Here is a 15,596-nt window from a genome sequence, read left to right on the forward strand (position 1 = left end):
CCCCACCCGCCCCTCCGCCCTCAACGTGTCGGGGTCACCCCGACATGTCCACGAGACCCCGGTTCCGAACCGGGGTCTCGTGGACGAACCGGGGTGACGCGGCCCCGGAGCCGGGCTCAGGCGGCGCGGCGGGCGGTGGCGGCGCGGGTCAGGCGCGGCGTCACGAGGACCACCATCCCGACGAGGACGAGCAGCCCGCAGCCGAGGAAGACCCCGGAGTACCCCAGCGCGCTCGTGCCGCCGAGCGCGATGACCGGCCCCGCGACGATGGCCCCGACGCGCGTGGTGTTCATGAAGAGCGACGAGGCGAGCCCCGGCCGGCCGACGACGTCCTGGAAGAGCGTCAGGCCCACCCCGGACATCGTCGCGATGAACACCGCGTTGGGCAGCTGGCCAACGACGAGCACGACCGGCGACGCCGCGAGCGTCATCGCCGCGTAGTAGACGAGCCCGGCCAGGCAGCCGACGGCGACGACGCGCCGCGGGCCGAAGCGCGCCGTGATGCGCCCCAGCAGGACGAGGATCGGGATCTCGAGGGCGGCGCACGTCCCCAGCGCGATGCCGCTCCACTCGACGTCGAGCCCGAGCTCGCCGGTGACCAGCAGCGGCAGCGACGAGACCGCGGCGTTGAGTGCGGCGCCGAGCGCGACGAAGGTGCCGAGCAGGACGAGGACCTCGGGCCGCCGCAGCGCGACACCCATCGGCTCTCCCTGTGGCGGAGCGGCGTTCGCGTGCGGCGACGTGGCGTGCGCGTGCATCATCACCCGCGTCAGCGCGAGGCCGAGGACCCCCAGCGCCGCGACGACCCAGAGCACCGAGCGCTGGCCGAGCACACCCATGAGGAACGCGGCGAACGGCGGGCCCCCGACCCACGCGAACGAGAACACGGCCCGCGTCCGCATGATCTGCTGCACGCTCGCGCCGGTGTGCCGCTGGTAGGCGAAGAGCAGGCCGATGGCGATGCCGGCGGGTCCGCCGAGCGCCACGAGGGCGAGCACCGCCAGCGGCAGGGTCGTCGCGAGCGCCAGCGCGGTCGTCAGCGCGATCGTGAAGCCACCGCACCACAGCAGCGGCCGCAGGTAGTCGCCGCGCCGGTCGGCCCGCGTCGGCACGACGAGCGTCGAGACGAAGCCGCTGACGTTGTAGGCGGCCAGGGCCAGTCCCACCTCCCCCGCCGACGCCCCGTAGAGCGAGACGAGGATGATGCCGATCGCCGGGTTGAGGAAGGCGAACTGCGTGCCCCACAGCAGCGCCGCGGAGGGGACGAGGAGCGAGCGTCGGTGCCCGGCGAGGAAGCCGGAGCGCGCGACGGGCGTCACTTCTTGGTGGCCTGGGCCCCGGCGCCGTCGGACGTCAACGCGGCGATGAAGGCCTCCGGCGGCACCTCGACCGAGCCGATGTTCTTCATCCGCTTCTTGCCGGCCTTCTGCTTCTCGAGCAGCTTGCGCTTGCGGCTGATGTCACCGCCGTAGCACTTGGCGAGGACGTCCTTGCGGATGGCGCGGATGTTCTCGCGGGCGATGACCCGGGCGCCGATGGCCGCCTGGATCGGCACCTCGAACTGCTGGCGCGGGATGAGGTCCTTGAGCTTGCCGGCCATCATCAGGCCGTACGAGTACGCCTTGTCCTTGTGGACGATCGCCGAGAACGCGTCGACCGTCTCGCCCTGGAGGAGGATGTCGACCTTGACGAGGTCGGCGGCCTGGTCGCCGTCGGGCTCGTAGTCGAGGCTCGCGTAGCCGCGGGTGCGCGACTTCAGCTGGTCGAAGAAGTCGAAGACGACCTCGGCGAGCGGCAGCGTGTAGCGCATCTCGACGCGGTCCTCGGAGAGGTAGTCCATCCCGAGCAGCGTCCCGCGCTTGCCCTGGCAGAGCTCCATGATCGCGCCGATGAACTCGCTCGGGGCGAGCACGGTCGTGCGAACCTTCGGCTCGCGGACCTCGGCGATCTTGCCGCCGGGGAACTCGCTCGGGTTGGTGACGACGACCTCGGTGCCGTCGTCCATCGTCACGTCGTAGACGACGTTGGGCTGCGTCGAGATGAGCTCGAGGTTGAACTCGCGCTCGAGCCGCTCGCGGACGATCTCGAGGTGCAGCAGGCCGAGGAAGCCGCAGCGGAAGCCGAAGCCGAGCGCGACGGAGGTCTCGGGCTCGTAGACGAGCGCGGCGTCGTTGAGCTTGAGCTTGTCGAGGGCGTCGCGCAGGTCGGGGTAGTCCGAACCGTCGAGGGGGAACAGACCCGAGAACACCATCGGCTTGGGGTCGCGGTAGCCGCCGACGGCCTCCGTCGCCGGCTTGGCCGCGTTGGTGACGGTGTCGCCGACCTTGGACTGGCGCACGTCCTTGACGCCGGTGATGAGGTAGCCGACCTCGCCGACGCCGAGGCCCTTGCCGGGCACCGGCTCCGGGCTGATGACGCCGATCTCGAGCAGCTCGTGCGTGGCCTTGGTCGACATCATCGCGATGCGCTCGCGCGGGTTGAGGTTACCGTCGACGACCCGGACGTAGGTGACGACGCCGCGGTAGGTGTCGTAGACGGAGTCGAAGATCATCGCGCGGGCGGGCGCGTCGGCGTCACCGGTCGGCGCCGGGATCTGCGCGACGATCGCGTCGAGCAGCGGCTCGACGCCCACGCCGGTCTTGCCCGACACCTGGAAGCAGTCCTCGGGCTCGCAGCCGATGAGGCCGGCGAGCTCCTCGGCGTACTTCTCGGGCTGGGCGGCCGGCAGGTCGATCTTGTTGAGGACCGGGATGATCGTGAGGTCGTTCTCCATCGCGAGGTAGAGGTTCGCGAGGGTCTGCGCCTCGATGCCCTGCGCGGCGTCGACGAGCAGGACGGCGCCCTCGCACGCGGCGAGGCTGCGCGAGACCTCGTAGGTGAAGTCGACGTGGCCCGGGGTGTCGATCATGTTGAGCACGTGGCTCGCGCCGTCGACCTCCCAGGGCATCCGGACGGCCTGGCTCTTGATCGTGATGCCGCGCTCGCGCTCGATGTCCATCCGGTCGAGGTACTGCGCGCGCATCGCCCGGTCGTCGACGACGCCGGTGATCTGGAGCATCCGGTCGGCGAGGGTCGACTTGCCGTGGTCGATGTGGGCGATGATGCAGAAGTTGCGGATCGCCTCCGGCGGTGTCGCGTGCGGCGGCAGCACGGTGCGGGCGCGGGGTGACACGGGTGCGCGGTTCCTTGCGGTCGGGGGCGAGCGGGCGGTGCGCCCAGTCTCCCACGCCGGGCGGACAGGTCCGAACGCGACGAGGACGATCGCCACGGCGGGACCACGACGGCACGGCTCGGTGAACCCGGTCGTGCCGGCGCACGGCGCATGGCACGGTGGGCGGGTGACTCCCCCGGTGCCCGAGGTCGACTACGGCCGCACGAGCCGGCGCCCCGCCTTCGACACCCTGCCGGTCGCGGTCTCCGACGCGGTGACCGCGGTGGCCGGCAGCGCCGTCGTCGGGGCGCACGCCCCCGTGGGCTCGGGGTTCGGCGGCGCCTTCGCCGGTGCCGTCGACCTCGCCGACGGCCGGACGGTGTTCGTCAAGGCGGCGGGTCCCTCGACGCCGCACGTGCTGCGCGCCCTGCGCCGGGAGTCGGAGGTGCTGCCGGGGCTCGCCGCGCTCACCTGCACTCCGCGGATGCTGGGCCGGGTCGACGTCGAGGCCGGCGGCGGCTGGCGGGTCCTCGTCCTCGACCACGTCGACGGCACCCGCCCGGGTGACCCGTGGACGCCGCCGGACGTGGCGGCGGTCCACCACGCCTGCCGCGAGATCGCGGCCACGCCCGCGTCCGTCGTGGAGCCCCTGGGGCTGGCGACGGTGCGCGACGAGCTCGCCGGCGCCACCGCGTCCGTCCCCGCACTCCGCCGCCTCGCGGAGGGCTCGCAGCCCTGGCCGCGCGGCCACGCCGGGCCCGACCGGGCCGCGACCGCCGAGATGGTGCGGCTGGCCTCGCGGGTCCTCGACGCCGTCCACGGCGACGCGCTGACGCACCTCGACCTGCGCCCGGACAACCTCCTGCGCGAACCGGACGGCCGGATGCGCGTCGTCGACTGGAACCAGGCCGCCGTCGGCCCCCAGTGGTTCGACCTCGTGACCCTCTGGCCGCTCATGCACCACCACGGCATCGACCTGACCGACCTCGAGCGCTCCCCCCTGCTCGAGGACGCCGCCGACGACGACGTCGACGCGGTGCTGGCCTTCCTCGTCGGCTTCATGCTCGAGGACCTCGACGCGCCCCCGCCACCCGGCTGCACGGAGGCTCTGCGGGCGCACGCACTCTTCTTCTCCGACACCACGACCCGCCTGCTCGCGCACCGCCGCGGCTGGTCCCTGACCGGTTGAGCGGACCCCCACGCGGGAGGGGTCAGGCGCTGCCTCGCTTGATCGACGACATCTTCTTGCCGCGCGCGACCTCGTCGACGAGCAGGTCGAGGTAGCGGATGCGCTGCATCAGGGGGTCCTCGATCTCCTGGACCCGGTGGCCGCAGATCGTGCCGGTGATGAGCCCGGCGTGCGGCGTGAAGGCCGGAGCCCGGTCGAAGAAGGTCTCGAGGTCGCGCTCGTCCTCGAGCGCCCGGCGCAGCCCGGCCTCGTCGTAGCCGGTCAGCCAGTGGATGACCTCGTCGACCTCGGCGCGCGTGTGTCCCTTGCGCTCGGCCTTGGCGACGTAGTGCGGGTAGATGCTCGCGAACGGCGTCCCGAAGATGCGGTGTCCCGTCACGGGTCCTCCTCCACGTCGTGGGCCGGCGCCCCGACGGCCGCCCTCTGCGGAGCCTAGGAGACCTCGGTCGCCGCGTCACGGTCCGCGGCTAGGGTCGGGCCCATGCAGTGGCAGCGCATCCTCCGCCCGGTCCTCGACGGCGCCCTGCGCGAGCTGCTGCGCGGCTCACGGCGCGCACCCGGCGCGGACGCCCCCACTGCGCGGCAGCGCTCACCGCGCTCCGGCCCGCCGGCACCGGTCCGGCGGACCGGTGGCTACCCGGGCGACTACACGGGCCCGCTCGACCCGGTCTACGCGCCGCGCCCCGACGGCCGCCCCGACCCCGGCGAGATCGTCTGGACGTGGGTGCCCTACGAGGAGGACCACACGCAGGGGAAGGACCGCCCGGTCCTCCTCGTCGGCCACGACGGTGACTGGCTGCTCGGCCTCCAGCTGACGAGCAAGGACCACGACCGCGACGCCGAGCAGGAGCGGCGGGCCGGGCGGCGCTGGGTCGACATCGGCACCGGCGCCTGGGACCGGCAGGGCCGTCCGAGCGAGGTGCGCGTCAACCGCGTCCTGCGGGTCGACCCGGCCGCGGTCCGCCGCGAGGGCGCGGTCCTCGACCGCGCTCGCTTCCTCGAGGTGGCGGCCGCCGTCCGCGCGACCCGCTGACCCGTCGCGGGCGCAACGTCCCGCCCCGTCTGCCGAGCGGAAGATTTCCACGCCCTTGACCCGATGAGTGGAAGTTCTTACCTACACCAGACCCGGCCCGGACCCGGGCCGTCCTAGCGTCGAGGCGCTCCCCCAGCCCCGACGCAGGAGACCCACCGATGCGAGCACACCGCACGAGCCGACGCAGGGGTCTCGCGGCCCTCGCCGCCGGGGCCACCGCCCTCGCGGGCCTCGTCGCCGCCCTCCCGGCGCAGGCCGCCCCCGCACCGCACCCGACCGCGCAGGCCCGCGCCGCCGGCATCGACCGGACCGGCGACGCCTTCATGGGATGGTCCGCCGCCCGCGACACCGGGCGCTCCGCCCCGGACGCGGCGGCGTCCCGCACCGCCGTCACCCAGACGCCGGGCATCGACGTCTCGAAGTGGCAGGGCACCGTCGACTGGGCGTCGTGGTGGGCCAAGGGGACGAAGTTCGCCTACGTCAAGGCGACCGAGGGCACGACCTACCGCAGCCCCACCTTCAGCGCGCAGTACACCGGCTCCTACGACGTCGGCATGATCCGGGGCTCGTACCACTTCGCCCTGCCCGACTCCTCCTCCGGTGCGGCGCAGGCCGACTGGTTCGTCGACCACGGTGGCGGCTGGAGCGCCGACGGGCGCACCCTCCCGGGGGTGCTCGACATCGAGTTCAACCCCTACGGCGCGACCTGCTACGGCAAGAGCCAGAGCGGGATGGTCTCGTGGATCCGCGACTTCACCTCTCGGTACAAGGCACGGACCGGCCGCGACGCGGTCATCTACACGGCCACGAGCTGGTGGACCCAGTGCACCGGCGGCAGCACCGCCTTCGCGACGACCAACCCCCTGTGGGTCGCGCGGTACAGCACCAGCGTCGGCACGCTGCCGGCCGGGTGGGGCTACTACACGTTCTGGCAGTGGACCGACAGCCCGCTCGACCAGGACCGCTTCAACGGCGACCTCGCCGGGCTGCGCCGGCTCGCCCTCGGCTGACCCGGGTCCCCCGCGAACGCCCGAGGGCCCGTCACCGGTTCGGTGACGGGCCCTCGGGCGTGGGCTGCTCCGCTCAGAGCGAGGCGGCCCGCTTGGCCATCGCGGACTTCTTGTTCGCGGCCTGGTTCTTGTGGATGACGCCCTTGCTCACGGCCTTGTCGAGCTTGGTCGACGCGACCTTGAGCGCCTCGCGCGCCTGCTCGGCGTTGCCGGAGTCGGCCGCCTCGCGGAAGCGACGGATGGCCGTCTTGAACTCGCTCTTGACGGCCTTGTTGCGCTCGGTCGCGAGACGGTTCGTCTTGATGCGCTTGAGCTGGGACTTGATGTTCGCCACTGTGAAATCGTGCCTTCGGTCGAGGAATCGGTTGCCGTTAGAGGGCGGCAGTCGCGGGTCGGGACCGGGCGTGGGGCACCCGTGGTTGACTCGCGCTGGGTGGTGCTCGTGCGCGCGCGACCACACGCGCACGCAGTCGACAAAGGTACCAGCGGCCCGCACCCCCGCCAAAACGGGCGGGCGAGGGGATGACGCGTGCTCAGCCCTCGCGGTGCCGACCGTGCTGGGCGGTGATGGTGAGCACGGCCCGCTCGACGGCGTAGACGGGGTCGCGGCCGCCGCCCTTGACCTCGGCGTCGGCCGCCGCGAGCGCCTGCAGCGAGGTCGCGAGCCCCTCCGCGGTCCAGCCCGACAGCGTCCGCTTGGCCCGGTCGACCTGCCACGGAGCCATCCCGACGTCACGGGCGATGTCGGCGGGGCGCCCACGGCCCGCCGACCCGACCTTGATGAGCTGGCGCACCTGCTGGGCGAGCACCGCGACGATCGGCACGGGGTCGACCCCGACGGCGATGGCGTGACGCAGCAGCCGCAGCGCCTCGCCGGGGTCGCCCGCGAGCGCGGCATCGGCGACCCGGAAGCCCGTGGCCTCGACCTTGCCGCCGTGGTAGGTGAGGACGACCTGCTCGTCGATGACGCCCGTCGTGTCGTCGACGAGCTGCTGGCAGGCGGCCGCGAGCTCGCGGACGTCCTTGCCGACGGCCTCGACGAGCGCGTGGACGGCCTCGGGGGTCGCCTTGCGCCGCGCGCGCCGGAACTCGTGCGTCGCGAAGTCGGTCTTGTCGCGGTCGGTCTTGACCGCGGGGGCGTCGAGCACGCGGGCGCCGGCACCGCGCAGCGCGTCGAGCACCTTCTTGCCGCGCTGGCCGCTCTTGTGCATCACGACGAGCGTGAGGTCGGGCTCGGCCGGTGCGGCGAGGACGGCGAGCACGTCGGCCTGGAGCTCGTCCGGGGCCTCGTCGAGGTCGTGGACGACGACGCACTTGGCGCCCCCGAAGAGCGACGGGCTCGTGTGGAGGACGAGCTCACCCGGCTGGTAGGACGCCGCGTACACCCGGATGACCTCGAGGTCCGGGCTCGTGACCCGGAGGTCGTCGAGGGTCTGCGCGAGGGCGCGCTCGGCGAGGATGCCCTCGGGCCCCGAGACGAGCACGAAGGGCGGCACGCGGTGCGCGACGGCGACGACGTCCTCGGTCATGCCGACACTCTGCCACCCGGCGCCGACGCCGCGCGCCGACCCCCGAGGCGTCCTAGGATCTCCCGGTGCTCCTCGACGCCCCCTTCGACCCCGCCCGCCACCGCCGGGTGGTCGTCGTCGGCGTGACCGGGTCGGGCAAGTCGACGTTCGCCGCCCGGCTGGCGGCCGCCACGGGGGTCCCCCACGTCGCGACGGACGACCTCATGTGGCGCCCCGGGTGGGTGCAGCTCGGCCCGGCCGCGCAGGTCGGGGCCGTGCGCCCCCACGTCGAGGGTCCTGCGTGGGTCATGGACTCCCTGTGGAGCGCGACGCGCGACCTCGTGCTCGAGCGCACGGACCTCGTCGTCGCCCTCGACTACCGGCGCCGGGTCTCCCTCGGCCGCCTGCTCCGGCGCACGGCGCGGCGGCTCGTCGACCGCGAGGAGATCTGCGGCGGCAACGTCGAGTCGTGGCGACAGACCTTCTCGCGCGACTCGATCCTCGCGTGGCACCACCGCTCGTTCGGCAAGAGGCAGCAGCAGATCGCGGCGATGTGCGCCGCCCCCGACGGCCCACCCGTGCTGCGCCTCACCGACCCGCGGGCGACGGAGACGTGGCTGCACTCGCTCGAGCGGGCGCGGGTGTCCTGACCCGGACCCCCGATCCCGCTCCTGAGGGGAGGCGACACGCAGAGGATCCAGTGCGCTCCCGTGCGTGTTGCCTCCTCTCGAGGAGGCGGGTGGATGCGGACCGTGGTGGTCAGTCGAAGGTGAGGGTCGGGCCCTTCCCGGCCTCGAGGCCCAGGCCGGTCAGCCGCGCCTCGACCGCGGACGGCGGCAGCTCCATCGACTCGGCGAGCTCGCCGAGCGAGAGTCCGAGCTCGACGCCGTCACGCAGCTCCTCGTCCTCCTGCGCGGTCCACGCGTGGCCCTCGGTGACGGCGGTGCGCGAGGACGGCGGGGGCGGTGGGGCGTCGGCGACCGGCCGCTCGTCGGCCTCGGTGACCCCGGCGACCGGGGCGGCGGCCGCCATCGACGTGCCGGCGACGGCGCCGGTCAGCCCGCGCCGGGTCGGCTCGAGGACCGGGAGCGGCGGGGGCGCGATCTCGTCGAGGCGCCTCAGCGCCCCGAGGACCATCTCGCGGTCGGCCGTGGGCCAGAAGGGCGGGAGCGATCGCTGGAGGAAGCCGGCGTAGCGGGCGGTCATCATCCGCGAGTCGAGGAAGGCGACCACCCCGCGGTCGTCGCCGCGGCGGATGAGCCGGCCCGCGCCCTGCGCCAGCCGCAGCGCGGCGTGCGTGGCGGAGACGGCCATGAACCCGTTGCCGCCCATCCGGGCGATGGCCTGCGAGCGCGCCGACGCGAGCGGGTCGTCGGGGCGCGGGAACGGCACGCGGTCGATGATGACGAGCTGGCACGACGAGCCCGGGACGTCGACGCCCTGCCACAGCGACAGCGTGCCGAAGAGGCAGGTGCGCACGTCGCGGGCGAACTCGCGCACGAGGGTCGAGATCTGGTCCTCACCCTGGCAGAGGACGACGATGTCGGTGTCCTCCAGCCGGTTCCGCATCTCCTCGGTGGCCTCGCGGGCGGCGCGCATCGACGAGAAGAGGCCGAGCGTGCGTCCGTTCGCGGCCCGCACCAGCGCCTCGATCTCGTCGAAGGTCTGCGGCGCCGTGCCGTCACGACCCGGCGGCGGAAGGTGCTTCGCGACGTAGGCGATGCCCTGCTTCGGGTAGTCGAAGGGGCTGCCGACGTCGAGCCCCCGCCAGCGCGGCGCGCCCTCGCCGCGCAGGCCGATGGTGCCGGCGACGGCGTCGAAGGTGCCGCCGAGCTCCAGTGTGGCGGAGGTGATGACGACCGTGCGGTCCTCGAAGACCTTGTCGCGCACCAGCATCGCGACGCTCATCGGCGCGACCCGCAGCACCGGGCCGCGGCGGGGGTCCTTGGAGAGCCAGACGACGTCGAGCTCGCGCTCCTCGAGCATCCGGGCGGCCGTCTCGAACAGGTCCTCGACGGCGGCGCGCGCGACCTGCTTGGCGCCGTCGACCTCCTCGCCCTGCTGCGGCTTGAGCTCGGTCTGCGCCTGGCGGGCGACGTCGCGGATGCGCCCGAGCGCCAGCGCGAGCGAGTCGGGCACCGCGGTGAGCCGCCCCTCGGGCATCGGCTCGAGGACGGACTCGAGGAGCGCGGCGGCGTCGTCGAGGGCCTCGGCGGAGTCGGCTTGGCGCCCGGCGCGCTTCGAGGCGGCCCGCACCGACCCGGGGGTCAGCTCGTCGGTGATGGTCGAGGTGACGCGGTCGACGAGCTCGTGGCCCTCGTCGACGACGAGGACGTCGTGCTCGGGCAGCATCTGGCGGCCCTCGAAGGCGTCGATGGCCATGAAGGAGTGGTTGGTGACGATGACGTCGACGTCGCGCGCGGCCTCGCGGGAGCGCTCGACGAAGCACTCGGCGACCATCGGGCAGCGCGACCCGAGGCACTCCTCGGCGCTGACCGACACCTGGCGCCAGGCGCGCTCGGAGACACCGGGCACGAGCTCGTCGCGGTCGCCGGACTCGGTGACCTCGGCCCAGTCCCGCAGGCGGACCACCTCGGCGCCGAGGCGCGAGGCGGCGCGGTCGACGTCACCGACCGCGAGCAGGCTGTCGGCGTCGTCGTCCGGGAAGCCGCCCTCGAGCTTGTGCAGGCAGACGTAGTTGCGCCGGCCCTTGACGAGCGCGTAGGTCGGGCGGCGGCCGAGCACGGGCGTCAGCGACTCGGCGAGGCGCGGCATGTCGCGGTCGACGATCTGCGCCTGGAGGGCGAGGGTCGCCGTGGCGACGACGGCGGTCTTCCCGGTGGCCATCGCGTGCTGGACGGCGGGCACGAGGTAGGCGAGGGACTTGCCGGTGCCGGTGCCCGCCTGGACGAGGAGGTGCTCGCCGGTCTCGACGGCCCGGGCCACCGCGTGCGCCATCTCGACCTGGCCGGGGCGCTCGGTGCCGCCGACGCCCCCGACGGCGGCGTGGAGGAGGTCGTCGAGGTCGGGCACCCGAGCAGCCTAGGCGGTCGGCCCGACGCGCCCCGGCGGCCGTCCCCCGGTAGCGTCATCCGGGCGGGAGCCGTCTTCTGGTGTTGCGTATCGCGCGGCGTGTTGCGTTCAGCGCGTCGCTTCCCTTGTCGCGCGGCCCGGCGGGTGCCACGATGGCGCCCGTGACCACGAGTGCGCAGACCCGTCCCGTCCCGCCCGACATCGAGATCGCCGAGGCGGCCGAGCTCACCCCGATCGCGGAGCTGGCGCGCGAGAAGCTCGGCATCGACCCCGAGCACCTCGTCCCCTACGGGCACACGAAGGCCAAGGTCTCGCTCGGCTTCGTCAACTCCCTCGCGGACCGCGCCGAGGGTCGCCTCGTCCTCGTCACGGCGATCTCCCCGACGCCGGCGGGCGAGGGCAAGACGACGACGTCGGTCGGCCTCGCGGACGCGCTCGCCTCGCTCGGGGAGAACGCGATGGTCGCCCTGCGCGAGCCGTCGATGGGACCGGTCTTCGGCATCAAGGGCGGCGCGGCCGGCGGAGGCTACGCCCAGGTCGTCCCGATGACGGACATCAACCTCAACTTCACGGGTGACTTCGCGGCCATCGCCGCCGCGAACAACCTGCTCTCGGCGGTCCTCGACAACCACCTCCACCACGGCAACGCCCTCGGCCTCGACCCGCGCACCATCACCTGGAAGCGCGTCGTCGACCTCAACGACCGTGCCCTGCGCGACGTCGTCGTCGGGCTCGGCGGCGTCGCCAACGGCGTGCCGCGCGAGGACGGCTTCGACATCGTCGTCGCCTCCGAGGTGATGGCGATCCTCTGCCTCGCGACCTCCGTCGCCGACCTGCGCGAACGGCTCGGGCGCATCGTCGTCGGCTACACCCGCGACAAGCAGCCGGTGCACGCCCGTGACCTCAAGGTGCACGGCGCGATGACCGTCATCCTGCGAGATGCTTTGGCGCCCAACCTCGTGCAGACGCTCGAGCACACGCCGGCGATGATCCACGGCGGGCCGTTCGCCAACATCGCGCACGGCTGCAACTCGGTGATGGCGACGCGCACCGCGCTCAGGCTCGCCGACTACGTCGTGACGGAGGCCGGCTTCGGGGCGGACCTCGGCGCCGAGAAGTTCGTCGACATCAAGTGCCGCACCTCGGGCCTGCGCCCGTCGGCGGTCGTCGTCGTCGCCACCGTCCGCGCCCTCAAGTACCACGGCGGCGTCGCCGTCGCCGACCTCGGGCCGGAGTCGGTCGAGGCCGTGACCGCCGGGATGGCCAACCTGCGCCGCCACCTGCGCAACGTGCGCGACGTCTACGGGCTGCCGGCCGTCGTCGCGCTCAACCGCTTCCCGACCGACACCGACGCCGAGGTCGCCGAGGTCCTGCGCCTCGTCGAGGCCGAGGGCTTCCGGGCCTACGAGGCGACCCACTACGCCGACGGCGCGGCCGGCGCCCAGGCCCTGGCCCGCGGCGTCCTCGAGGTGATCGAGGACGGCACGGCCGACATGCAGCTGGTCTACCCCGACGACGCGCCGCTGGCCGAGAAGGCCCGCGCCGTCGCGACGAAGGTCTACGGCGCGGCCGACGTCGTCTTCGAGCCGAAGGCGGCCAAGCGGCTGGCGGCCATCGAGGCCGAGGGGTACGGCCACCTGCCGATCTGCATGGCGAAGACGCAGAGCTCGTTCTCGACCGACCCGACGCTGCGCGGCGCGCCCGAGGGCCACACGGTCTCGGTCCGCGAGGTGCGCCTGGCCGCCGGCGCCGGCTTCGTCGTCCTCGTCACGGGCGAGATCATGACGATGCCGGGGCTGCCGAAGGTTCCGGCGAGCGAGCACATCGACGTCGACGACGACGGGCGGATCGTCGGCCTCAGCTGAGCCGGCGCCCGTCGAGCCGGCGGGCCATCCACACGTCGTCGCGGTCGTCGCCCGGCGCCACCCGGATGCCGCCGGGCAGCCGGCCGACCTCCTCGTACCCCAGGCCCGCGTAGAACGCGTCGACACCCGTGCCGCCGCGGACCCCGAGCTCGACGACCTCGGCGCCGTCGGCGCGGGCCACCCGGTGCAGCGCGGCCATGAGCAGGCGGCCGAGGTTGCGGCCGCGCCGCTCCGGGTGCGACATCACGCGGTAGGCCGTGCGCCGGTGCGCGAGGAGTGGGTTCGGGCCCTCCACCCACCAGCCGAGCGCCACGAGGGTGCCGACCGGGTCGCGCAGCAGGACCGCGACGGCACGGCCGTCGGCCATCGAGTCCTCGTGCGCCGCGAGGGCCTCGGCCACCCGTCCGCGGGCCGCACCGGGCAGGAAGCCCACCGCGCCGCCGGCGTCGTTGACGGCACACCAGAGGTCGAGCACCTCGGCGCGGACCCCGGGGTCGAAGGGGGACCGGTGGACGTGGACGGACGGCGCGACGAGCACGACCGGCGCGGGCACGTCGGCGGGGTCGGCGGCCCGGGCGCGCGCGACGACCTCCGGCGGCACTCCCGGCAGGTGAGCACCCTCGTCGGCAGCGCCGACGTGCGTCAGACCGGCCCGCTCGGCGGTGCGGGTCGAGGCGAGGTGGTCCGGCCGCGCCGTGGCGACGAGCGGCAGGGCGGGGCCGTGCTCGAGCGCGTCCGCCACCACGGCCCGCGCCACCTCGGGTCCGAGCCCGCGCCCGTGGTGCGGACGGTCGAAGCGGTAGTAGAGGTTGAGGTGGCGCCCCTCACGGCCGTGGATGACCCCCGCGACGCCCACCGCCTCCCCCGAGCCCCGGTCCTCGACGACGCCGTACCCGAAGCCGTGCTCGGCCCAGTGCGCGAGGGCGAGGTCGAGCTTCTCCGCGGCCTCGTCGGCGGTGCTGGCCACGGCCCACGGCGCGAACGGGTACTGCTCGGGGTCGGTGTGCAGCCGCACCCAGACGTCACGGTCGTCCGGCGTGAGCGGTCGCAGCCGCAGGCGGTCGGTGAGCAGGGTGCGGGCGGTCGTCACCCGGGCACCCTATTGCAAACGCTTCGCAACAGCAGCCTGTGGGGCAGCGCGGGACGAGACCCCTCGAGCAACCGCGTCATCACCGTGACGACGCGGTTGTTCCCTCGTGACGGGGATGCATCCCCGTCCGCGGCCGGGTTCCGCGTCGTCACCGTGACGACGCGGAAGCTCGTGCCCGGAAACCCGGTCCCGCCGGGCACCCGACGCGCCGCAGATCAGCAGGTCAGACCGTGTAGGCGGAGAGGTCCTCGGCGAGCTCGGGGTCGACGCGGGCGGTGAGGCGCGTGCCGTCGGCGACGTGCTCGCTCGCGAGCACCTCCCCCGTCTCGTGGACCCGGCTCACGAGGTCGCCGCGCTCGTAGGGGACGAGCACGTCGACGTCGACGTCCGGCCGCGGCAGCTCCTCGGCGACGAGCGCGCGCAGCTCGTCCATCCCCTCTCCCGTGCGGGCCGAGACGACGATCGAGTGCTTCTCGTGGCGGCGCAGCCGGTCGAGCACCTCGGGGTCGGCGAGGTCGGCCTTGTTGACGACGATGACCTCCTTGACGTCGGTCGCGTCGACGTCGGCGAGGACGGCGCGGACCGCGGAGATCTGCCCCTCGGGGTCGGGGTGTGAGCCGTCGACGACGTGGAGCAGCAGGTCGGCGTCGGCCACCTCCTCGAGCGTGGAGCGGAAGGCCTCGACGAGCTGGTGCGGCAGCTGGCGGACGAACCCGACCGTGTCGGCGAGCGTGTAGAGGCGCCCGTCGGGCGTCTCGGCACGGCGCACGGTGGGGTCGAGCGTCGCGAACAGCTGGTTCTCGACGAGCACCCCGGCGCCGGTCAGCCGGTTGAGCAGGCTCGACTTGCCGGCGTTGGTGTACCCGGCGATCGCGACGCCCGGCACGCGGTTGGCCCGACGGCCCCCGCGCTTGGTGTCGCGGGTCGTCTTCATGTCCTTGATCTCGCGGCGCAGCTTCGCGATCCGGCTGTTGATGCGCCGGCGGTCGAGCTCGATCTTCGTCTCACCCGGGCCGCGCGAGCCCATCCCCTGGCCGCCGGCGGCCTGGCCACCGGCCTGCCGCGACATCGACTCGCCCCAGCCGCGCAGGCGGGGCAGGAGGTACTGCAGCTGCGCGAGCTCGACCTGCGCCTTGCCCTCCCGGCTCTTCGCGTGCTGGGCGAAGATGTCGAGGATCAGCGCGGTGCGGTCGATGACCTTGACCTTGACGACGTCCTCGAGGGCGCGGCGCTGGCTCGGCGCGAGCTCGGTGTCGCAGATGACGGTGTCGGCGCCCTCGGCGATGACGACGTCGCGCAGCTCGGCGGCCTTGCCCTTGCCGAGGTAGGTCGCGGGGTCGGGGTTGGTGCGGCGCTGGATGACGCCGGCGAGCACCTCGGAGCCGGCCGTCTCGGCGAGCGCCGACAGCTCGCGCAGGGAGTTCTCGGCGTCGACGAGCGTGCCGTCGCACCACACGGCGGCGAGCACGACGCGCTCGAGCCGCAGCTGGCGGTACTCGACCTCGGTGACGTCCTCGAGCTCGGTCGAGAGCCCGGAGACGCGGCGCAGCGCGGCCCGCTCCTCGCGGTCGTACTGGTCGCCGTCGTAGTCGAAGGCCTCGTCGTCGAGCACGAACCCGGCGTCGTCGAGGCGGGTGGAGTCGGCGAGCGCCGCGGCCCGCCCGGTGATGGTGTGTCGTCCAGTCATGTTCTCCCTAGGGTCTCACCGTCCAACGCC

13 protein-coding genes are annotated in these 15,596 nt (G+C 73.8%); 5 read left to right on the plus strand and 8 right to left on the minus strand.

Annotated elements, in window-relative coordinates; translation table 11 throughout:
• Window positions 1-116: 116 nt before the first annotated feature.
• Together KMZ30_RS21080 and lepA are read right to left on the minus strand one after the other, a co-directional pair.
• Window positions 117-1,319, minus strand: coding sequence for an MFS transporter (locus KMZ30_RS21080; RefSeq protein ID WP_215514444.1), 1,203 nt, complete (start codon window positions 1,317-1,319; stop codon window positions 117-119).
• Window positions 1,316-3,172: a translation elongation factor 4 gene (gene lepA / locus KMZ30_RS21085; RefSeq protein ID WP_308279901.1), complete on the minus strand. Its 1,857-nt coding sequence runs from the start codon at window positions 3,170-3,172 to the stop codon at window positions 1,316-1,318. Before lepA ends, KMZ30_RS21080 begins: the two co-directional genes overlap by 4 nt.
• A gap of 166 nt (window positions 3,173-3,338) precedes the next feature.
• On the opposite strand from lepA, the gene KMZ30_RS21090 reads away from it, so the two are divergent.
• Window positions 3,339-4,340 (plus strand): phosphotransferase family protein, encoded by a 1,002-nt coding sequence (locus KMZ30_RS21090; protein ID WP_215514445.1) that lies wholly within the window; start codon window positions 3,339-3,341, stop codon window positions 4,338-4,340.
• 22 nt (window positions 4,341-4,362) lie between these two features.
• Here KMZ30_RS21090 and KMZ30_RS21095 read toward each other — a convergent pair whose 3' ends face one another.
• Entirely contained in the window at window positions 4,363-4,719 is a 357-nt protein-coding gene (locus tag KMZ30_RS21095) for a DUF2200 domain-containing protein (protein ID WP_207022904.1), read from the minus strand.
• Between the two features lie 102 nt (window positions 4,720-4,821).
• On the opposite strand from KMZ30_RS21095, the gene KMZ30_RS21100 reads away from it, so the two are divergent.
• Complete coding sequence (locus tag KMZ30_RS21100) at window positions 4,822-5,373, plus strand: type II toxin-antitoxin system PemK/MazF family toxin (protein WP_215514446.1); 552 nt, start codon at window positions 4,822-4,824, stop codon at window positions 5,371-5,373.
• Window positions 5,374-5,531: 158 nt separating this feature from the next.
• Window positions 5,532-6,383, plus strand: a complete 852-nt coding sequence (locus KMZ30_RS21105; RefSeq protein ID WP_215514447.1) for a lysozyme — start codon at window positions 5,532-5,534, stop codon at window positions 6,381-6,383.
• A gap of 73 nt (window positions 6,384-6,456) precedes the next feature.
• On the opposite strand, the gene rpsT is transcribed toward KMZ30_RS21105, so the two are convergent.
• Window positions 6,457-6,717 (minus strand): 30S ribosomal protein S20, encoded by a 261-nt coding sequence (gene rpsT, locus KMZ30_RS21110; protein ID WP_207022901.1) that lies wholly within the window; start codon window positions 6,715-6,717, stop codon window positions 6,457-6,459.
• Between the two features lie 199 nt (window positions 6,718-6,916).
• Entirely contained in the window at window positions 6,917-7,912 is a 996-nt protein-coding gene (holA, locus tag KMZ30_RS21115) for a DNA polymerase III subunit delta (RefSeq protein WP_215514448.1), read from the minus strand.
• A gap of 65 nt (window positions 7,913-7,977) precedes the next feature.
• Between holA and KMZ30_RS21120 the strand changes: the two genes are divergently transcribed.
• Entirely contained in the window at window positions 7,978-8,541 is a 564-nt protein-coding gene (locus KMZ30_RS21120; RefSeq protein ID WP_215514449.1) for a P-loop NTPase family protein, read from the plus strand.
• Window positions 8,542-8,650: 109 nt separating this feature from the next.
• Here the strand turns inward: KMZ30_RS21120 and KMZ30_RS21125 are convergent, their stop codons facing one another.
• Window positions 8,651-10,924: an ATP-dependent DNA helicase gene (locus KMZ30_RS21125; protein ID WP_215514450.1), complete on the minus strand. Its 2,274-nt coding sequence runs from the start codon at window positions 10,922-10,924 to the stop codon at window positions 8,651-8,653.
• Window positions 10,925-11,085: 161 nt separating this feature from the next.
• On the opposite strand from KMZ30_RS21125, the gene KMZ30_RS21130 reads away from it, so the two are divergent.
• Entirely contained in the window at window positions 11,086-12,789 is a 1,704-nt protein-coding gene (locus KMZ30_RS21130; RefSeq protein ID WP_372447535.1) for a formate--tetrahydrofolate ligase, read from the plus strand.
• Here KMZ30_RS21130 and KMZ30_RS21135 read toward each other — a convergent pair.
• Together KMZ30_RS21135 and hflX are read right to left on the minus strand one after the other, a co-directional pair.
• On the minus strand, window positions 12,782-13,879 hold the full coding sequence (locus KMZ30_RS21135) for a GNAT family N-acetyltransferase (protein ID WP_215514452.1): 1,098 nt from the start codon (window positions 13,877-13,879) through the stop codon (window positions 12,782-12,784). The genes KMZ30_RS21130 and KMZ30_RS21135 overlap by 8 nt on opposite strands.
• A gap of 223 nt (window positions 13,880-14,102) precedes the next feature.
• The gene (gene hflX, locus KMZ30_RS21140; protein ID WP_215514453.1) at window positions 14,103-15,566 is read right to left on the minus strand and encodes a GTPase HflX; all 1,464 of its coding nucleotides are present in this window, start codon (window positions 15,564-15,566) and stop codon (window positions 14,103-14,105) included.
• Window positions 15,567-15,596 lie beyond the last annotated feature (30 nt).

The sequence above is a fragment of the Phycicoccus mangrovi genome (assembly GCF_018729305.1).
Taxonomy (GTDB): Bacteria; Actinomycetota; Actinomycetes; order Actinomycetales; family Dermatophilaceae; genus Phycicoccus; species Phycicoccus jejuensis.

What these genes read in the sequence shown, in the direction of transcription:
- KMZ30_RS21100 (WP_215514446.1), top strand. Translation starts at nt 4,822, where the DNA reads ATGCAGTGGCAGCGCATCCTCCGCCCGGTCCTCGACGGCGCCCTGCGC.
- KMZ30_RS21105 (WP_215514447.1), top strand. Translation starts at nt 5,532, where the DNA reads ATGCGAGCACACCGCACGAGCCGACGCAGGGGTCTCGCGGCCCTCGCC.
- holA (WP_215514448.1), bottom strand. Translation starts at nt 7,912, where the DNA reads ATGACCGAGGACGTCGTCGCCGTCGCGCACCGCGTGCCGCCCTTCGTG.
- hflX (WP_215514453.1), bottom strand. Translation starts at nt 15,566, where the DNA reads ATGACTGGACGACACACCATCACCGGGCGGGCCGCGGCGCTCGCCGAC.